The 6,428-nt window shown below is 65.7% G+C and carries 7 protein-coding genes; 2 read left to right on the forward strand and 5 right to left on the reverse strand.

Features of this window, described 5'->3' with window-relative positions:
• A partial coding sequence (locus tag RMO40_RS20690; RefSeq protein WP_489660212.1) for a carbohydrate-binding protein occupies positions 1-325 on the forward strand: 325 nt, incomplete at its 5' end.
• Positions 326-383: 58 nt separating this feature from the next.
• On the opposite strand, the gene RMO40_RS20695 is transcribed toward RMO40_RS20690, so the two are convergent.
• The 5 genes from RMO40_RS20695 to RMO40_RS20715 are packed head-to-tail and all read right to left on the reverse strand — an operon-like array spanning position 384 to position 5,630.
• Positions 384-1,427 carry a glycosyl hydrolase gene (locus RMO40_RS20695; protein WP_309725377.1) on the reverse strand — a complete coding sequence of 348 codons (1,044 nt, stop codon included), beginning with the start codon at positions 1,425-1,427 and terminating at the stop codon, positions 384-386.
• Between the two features lie 39 nt (positions 1,428-1,466).
• Complete coding sequence (locus tag RMO40_RS20700) at positions 1,467-2,615, reverse strand: ABC transporter substrate-binding protein (RefSeq protein ID WP_309725378.1); 1,149 nt, start codon at positions 2,613-2,615, stop codon at positions 1,467-1,469.
• 11 nt (positions 2,616-2,626) lie between these two features.
• Positions 2,627-3,733, reverse strand: a complete 1,107-nt coding sequence (locus RMO40_RS20705) for a sn-glycerol-3-phosphate ABC transporter ATP-binding protein UgpC (RefSeq protein WP_309725379.1) — start codon at positions 3,731-3,733, stop codon at positions 2,627-2,629.
• A gap of 24 nt (positions 3,734-3,757) precedes the next feature.
• Positions 3,758-4,648 (reverse strand): carbohydrate ABC transporter permease, encoded by an 891-nt coding sequence (locus RMO40_RS20710; RefSeq protein ID WP_309725381.1) that lies wholly within the window; start codon positions 4,646-4,648, stop codon positions 3,758-3,760.
• A 1-nt stretch (position 4,649) separates the two neighbouring features.
• On the reverse strand, positions 4,650-5,630 hold the full coding sequence (locus RMO40_RS20715) for a sugar ABC transporter permease (RefSeq protein WP_309725384.1): 981 nt from the start codon (positions 5,628-5,630) through the stop codon (positions 4,650-4,652).
• A 401-nt stretch (positions 5,631-6,031) separates the two neighbouring features.
• On the opposite strand from RMO40_RS20715, the gene RMO40_RS20720 reads away from it, so the two are divergent.
• A partial coding sequence (locus RMO40_RS20720; protein ID WP_309725386.1) for a hypothetical protein occupies positions 6,032-6,428 on the forward strand: 397 nt, incomplete at its 3' end.

Below are 6,428 nucleotides of genomic sequence, written 5' to 3' on the forward strand. Positions count from 1 at the left end.
TGGCGGCGGCGGTGGTGGTGAGGTGGGCGGTGGCGGCAACCTGCCGGGTGTGGTGACAAGTGCCGCGTTCACCGGCAGCAAGAGTTTCACCGTCAACGTCACGTCGGCGGGCTCGTACTACTTTGTCATCAGCTACAGCTCCACGGCCAACTCCAAGCTCACCACCACCAGCTTCAACGGCGGGTCAGCGAATGCGGCGGTCAACGCGGGCAGCGGCACGGTGCAGACCATCGATTTCGGTGGGGTGTCAGCGGGCAGCAAGACCTTGACGGTGGCGGCTGAGAGTGGTGTCACGGTGACGAAGGTGGAGGCGTTCAGGCGCTGAGCGCAGCCCATGTGGCCCCTGTCCGGTGTTTGCCCTGGACAGGGGCTGCTCGCCAGCCTTACTTCACGCCGATGGCACGCATCAGTGCCGGGCCTTGCCGCAAATAGCGTGGTGACTCCACCGTCTTCTTCCAGCCTTCGAGCAGCACGCTGCCCGGCTTTTGCAGGCGGGTGTCGCCCCAGTCGACGCCGTTGCCGCAGCTCGCGTTGCGCCACTGCGGCATGCGCGTCCAGTCCTGGTTGATGTAGCTGTAGGCCTTGACGTTGTGCTTGGTGATCCAGTCGAACACCGGCTGGTGCCAGCCGGCCCAGGAGCCTGGGTGCTGGGCTTCGTAATACTGCTTGGGCGCAGCCTCGGCAATCATCAGCGGCTTCTTGCGCGCGCGCGCCAGCGCGGCCACTTCTTCGCGCGCCTTGGCAGCGGCGCGGTTGTCGTTGTCGGGGCCCCAGGCGAACCAGCTCAGGGCCACCCAGTCGACGAATTCGTCTCCGGGGTACCAGGCCTCCAGCGCGGCGCCCTGGTAGCGGTTGTAGGCGGCCGAGTGCCACACGAAGGCCACGTTGTTCACCGGCGCGATGGCGGCTTTCATGCCTTCGAGTTTTTCGCCACGGAACATGCGCACGATGCGCTCGAAGGCGCGGCGGTAGAGGCCGGGGTCGTAGCGGTTCCAGGGGCCGTCGAACTCGTAGCCGATGCGCAGGAACACCGGCCGCTTGGCCGCGCGCAGGGTGGCGGCCAGGTCTTCGATGCTGCCGTCCATGTCACCGGTGGCCACGTCGGGCAAAAGGCCCACCATGTACAGGCCGATCTGCGAGACGGTGTCGGGGTAGTTCTTCACCCAGTCGGGAAACGACATCACGCCGCTGTCGGAGCAGCCCGAACCGCGGCTGTCGGAGTCCATGCCCGAGAGCGAAGAGAGGCTGGTGTACAGCATGTAGCCACCGGCGGGGCCGACCTCGCGCCAGTAGTCGGCGATCTCACCGCGCTCCTGGCCCACGATGAGGATGGTCTGCCCGTCGGCGGGCTCGAACTTGGCGGCGAGTGTGGGTGCGGCAGCCATGCTGGTCAGCACCGCCAGGGCGCAGGGGAGAACTCGAAGCACGGTGATTTCCTTGTCATGGGCATCGAAAAAGAATGCGGTTCAGCCTTTGAAGCGGCCGTCCTCGCGCGACTTGACCAGGAGCTGCGTCGTGCGGCTGCCCACCTGGTTCTTGTCGAAGGCGATGCGCACGCCGTCGAGCTCCCAGGTGCGCGAGCGCAAGGTGTTGGCCAAGGCCTCACGGCTGGGGCGCCCGCCGGCCGCGGCGATGGCGCGGCCCAGCAGCGTGCCGGCGATGAAGCCCTCGATGGCCGAGAACGAGCGCGTGGCGTGGTCCAGATCGAGATCGGTCATCGCGTCGCGAAAGCGCCGGGCGAGCGGGATGTTCCAGGTGCCGGGGTTGGGGTAGGGGCTGGCGGCCACCATGCCCGCGTAGCGGCGGTCGCGCGACTCCACCAGGCTGCGCGTGAGCGCCGTCGACAGGGTGCAGATCGGGCGCAGAAAGGGCAAGTCGCGGCCGCGCAGCTCGCTCACCGCGGTGGAGAGCGCGAGCCCGTGCACCAGCAGCAGCATGGCGTGCGCGTCCTTCGTGCCGGCAAGTTGCCGCGCCAAGGCGCTCGCGTCGGCCTGCTCTTCCACCACCTGCGTGGCCACCGCACGGGCGCCGGTGCTGGTGAAGGCCTTCAGCAGGCGCTGGCCTTCGGGACCTTCAGCCACCAGCACCGCGAAGTTGCCGAAGCCGGTCTGCTGCAACGAACGGGCGAGTGCAGCGGCTTCGTCTTCCCAGCTCGGTTTGAGAAAGAAGAACTCCGCCACATTGGCCGACACCAGCTCGGGGCTGCCCGAGCGCAGGCCGACGGTGGGCAAGCCGGCGCGCTGGAGGGGCGCGATGCAGGCGCGCGCGATGTCGGTGGTCCATAGGCCCGAGAGCGCCACTGCGCCGCTGTCGGCCAGGCGCTTCACGTTATCGGCCGCGCGCTCGGGCAGGCCCGCGTCGTCGAGCGCCACCACGTCCACGCCGGCGGGCAGGCGCTGCGCTTCCAGTGCTGCGCGCAAGGCGACGAGATAGTCTTGGCCCAGCTCGGGGGAGAACGCGCTGGTCGAGACCACGGCCTGCGCCGAGTGGCTGGTCAGCGGCAGCGTGAGGCCGATCTTGAGCGATGGGGCCGCGCGCACGCCCTGCGTCGACCCCATTGCGCACACAGCGGCAGCGCCGCCGATGCGCAGCAGATGGCGACGGCCCGCGTTCACGAAGCCCGGCCTCAGCCGTTGGCCCGCGCGATCGCGCTGCCGGCGGTGTCGAACAGGTGCACACCCTGCAGGCCGGCCACCAGGCCGATCTGCGCCCCGGCGCGTGGCAACGCGTCTTGCCCGACCTGCAGCTTCACCGCCACGAGATCGGGCAGGCTGCCCACGCGCACATAGGCGATCACGTTGTCGCCCAGGTGCTCCACCACGTCGACCCGGCCGCGCAGGCCAGCGCCGTCGGCGGTGAAGGCGAGCGTCTCGGGGCGCAGACCCAGCGAAACGGAAGCTCCCGGCTTCAGGCCGATGGCGCTCGAGGCCGGCAGGCGCAGGCTGCCGGCGCCTTCGACCCCCAGCACCAGATCCGTCGCGTTCGTCGACACCACCTTGGCGGGCAGGATGTTCATCGTCGGCGAGCCGAGGAAGCCGGCCACGAAGAGGTTGCCCGGCCGCTCGTACAGGCTGAGCGGGGTGCCCACCTGTTCGATCACGCCCTTGTTGAAAACGGCGATGCGGTCGCCGAGCGTCATGGCTTCCACCTGATCGTGCGTCACGTAGATCATGGTGGTGCCCAGCTCCTGGTGCAGCTTGGCGAGTTCGATGCGCATCTGCACGCGCAGGCCGGCGTCCAGGTTGGACAGCGGCTCGTCGAACAAGAACACCTTGGGCTTGCGCACGATGGCGCGCCCGATGGCCACGCGCTGGCGCTGCCCACCCGACAGCGCCTTGGGCTTGCGCTCGAGCAGCGCATTGAGCTGCAGCATCTCGGCCGCCTGGCCCACCAGCTTCTTGACCTCGGCCTTCTTGACGCCGGCCATCTTGAGGCCGAAGCCCATGTTCTCTTCGACCGTCATGTGCGGATAGAGCGCGTAGCTCTGGAACACCATCGAGACGCCGCGCTGCACCGGTGTGAGGTCGTTGGCAATCTCGTTGCCGACGTAGAGGTCACCGTCGGTGATTTCCTCCAGGCCCGCGATCATGCGCAGCATGGTGCTCTTGCCGCAGCCCGAGGGGCCGACGAAGACCATGAACTCACCGTCGCGCACCGTCAGGTCCACGCCTTGAATCACCATCTGGTGGTTGTCGTAGGACTTGCGAATGCCGCTCATTCGAACTTGTGCCATGTGTTGCTCCTTGACCTTTCTTCCCTAACCCTTGACTGCACCTGCGGTCATGCCTTCGATCAGGCGCCGCGAGGAAAAAAAGAACATCACCAGGAGCGGCAGCGTGGCCAGCGCCGAGCCCGCCGAGATGGCGCCCCAGGGCACCTCGCCGATGCCCGACAGCGCACGCAGCGCGAGCGGCACGGTGAAGCGATCCATGTCGCGCATGATCACGAGCGGGCCCATGAAGTTGTTCCACGAGCCGATGAAGGTGATGAGCCCGAGCGTGCCGAACGCCGGCCCGATGAGCGGCACCACGATGCGAAAGAAGGTGCTGAACTCGCTGCTGCCGTCCACCCGCGCCGCCTCGATCAGCTCCTTGGGGATGGCCGAGCTGATGTACTGCTTCATCATGAACACGCCGATGGCCACGCAGGCGGCCGGCACGTAGAGCGCACGCGGCTCGTTGAGCCAGCCGAACCACGACATGATCAGCACACTCGGGATCAGCCCCAGAAACTGCGGCAGCAAGAGCGTGCTCATCACCATCGCGAAGGCCGCTTTCTTGTAGCGAAACTCGTACATCGCGAAGGCGTATCCGGCCATGCTGCAAAAGAGCAGGTTGAGCGCCGTCGTCATGCCCGAGACGTACAGGCTCATCGCGAAGTTGTGCCAGAAGAAAGGCAGGCGCTGGAAGAGCGTCTCCAAGTTGTCGGGCAACGCCGTGCCGAACCACATCGGCGGCGGCACCGAGAGGATGTCGGAGTTGGTGTGCGTGGCAAACACGAATATGAACCAGAACGGCATCAGCATCACCAGCGCGCCCAGCGAGACGAGCAGGTAGCCCATCAGCATGGGGGTGCTGGGCAGGCGCTTGAAGAGGCTCTTGCGCTTGCGCGGCACAGTGAGGGAGAGGGCTTGAGGGGTGGCTGCCATGTCAGTCTTTCATCCCGCCGCGCGCGAACGCCTTGTTGTTCAGCCAGGCCATGGCGGCGATGAAGATGAACATCAGCCAGGCCACGGCCGATGCGGTACCGAAGTCGCTGTCGACAAAGGCGGTGGCGTAGAGGTGCATGGCGGCGGTCTTGCCGATCTGGCCGGTGCCGCCGGTGCCGTTGGTGATGATGAAAGGCTCTTCGAAGAGCTGCAGCCCGCCGATCACGTTGAGCGAAACCGTGAAGAACATCATCGGCTTGAGCATCGGGATCGTGACGTACCAAAACTGCTGCCAGCGGCTTGCGCCGTCAACCCGGGCGGCCTCGTACAAATCCTTGGGAATGGTCTGCAAGGCGGCCAGGTAGAGCACCGTGATCCAGCCGGTGTAGCGCCACCAGACCACGAACGAGACCATCCAGCGCGTGTAGCCGGCGCTGAACCAGTCGATGTTCTTCTGCGGGAACACCCACTCCAGCACCGGCCACTGGCCGAGCCAGGTGAGCACCGTGTTGAACACGCCGAAATCGCGCGAGAACATCGAGGTGAATACCATCGTGATCGCCACGGTGGAGGTGATGAAGGGCAAGAAGTACGCGCCGGCAAAGGCATTGCGCCAGCGCCCGAAGGCGGTGTGCAGAAAGAAAGCCAGCGGCAACGCCACCATTTGCTGCGGCACGCCCGAGACGACGGCCATCCAGACCGTGTTCCAGACGCTTTTCTGGAAGTAGTCGTCCTGCAGCGCATAGACGTAGTTCTCCCAGCCGACGTAGGTCATGCCACCGAGGCCCGAGGCAGGGTCCCACTGGTGGAACGAGAGGTAGATCGAGAACAGCAACGGGAACACGCCGAACACCGCAAACAAAATGAAGAACGGCGCAATGAAGACGTAGGGCGCCCAGTGCCATTGCTGAATGCGGCGGCGCCGCACCGCAGTGGGCGGCGGCGCGGGGCGCAAAAGGCCGGGTTGCAGGGCGTCACTCATGGGAAAGCTCGGTTGGGAGAGGCATCGGGCGATGGCAAAGGCAAACGGTGGATTGAATGCGGCGGATGCTAGTTAGTTCGTGAATCGAATTTAATAGGGGTTTGTGCTGAACAGACGACTGAAACGCACCGAGTGTCGATGTTGCCGCTGGGTGCACTTCGACCTCAGCCGGTGTGCAAGACGGCATTGCCGGAGACGCTTTTCACAGGAGAAATCGTCACTGAATGTTCGCTCAGGTGAGCTGTTTCTTGTGGCCTGTAGCGAGCGCTGACCTTGCCCAGATTGCGGAATTGGTGTCGTTAATTAGTTTCCCTAATGCACTAATGTGTGCTGCCCCGTAACTTTCGTCTCTGCCAAGACGTTCCAAACGCCCGCACCCAACCACTCTGAGGAGACATCACTTGAACGCATTCCAATCCGCACTGCGCCCGGTCGCAGTTGCCACCTTGCTGCTGGCCGCTTCATTGCAGGCGCATGCCGAGTTCAGCATCACCGGCCTCGGCTCACTGCGCGCCGGTGCGGTGGGCACCTCGGGCATGGCCCCGACCGCCAAGAGCAGCTACGGGCTGGTCGGCGGCAACTTCGTGCTCTTTCTTGCCGGCTCGAAGAACGCCGGCAATGGCTACTCGGCCGGCTTCGGCTGCGCCACGGTGGCCACCTCGGCCGACGGCGCCATGACGGGCTGGGGCGACAACTCCAAGCTGCCCGTCCAACACACCTGGAACGGCGTGTTCTCCGGCCAGGAGAACTTCTCGGCGCAAAACGCTGCCGGCGACAAGCCAGGCGGCGGCTTTGCGC

Origin of the sequence: Rhizobacter sp., assembly GCF_031412075.1 — a bacterium.
In the GTDB taxonomy this organism is placed as follows: Bacteria; Pseudomonadota; Gammaproteobacteria; order Burkholderiales; family Burkholderiaceae_C; genus Rhizobacter.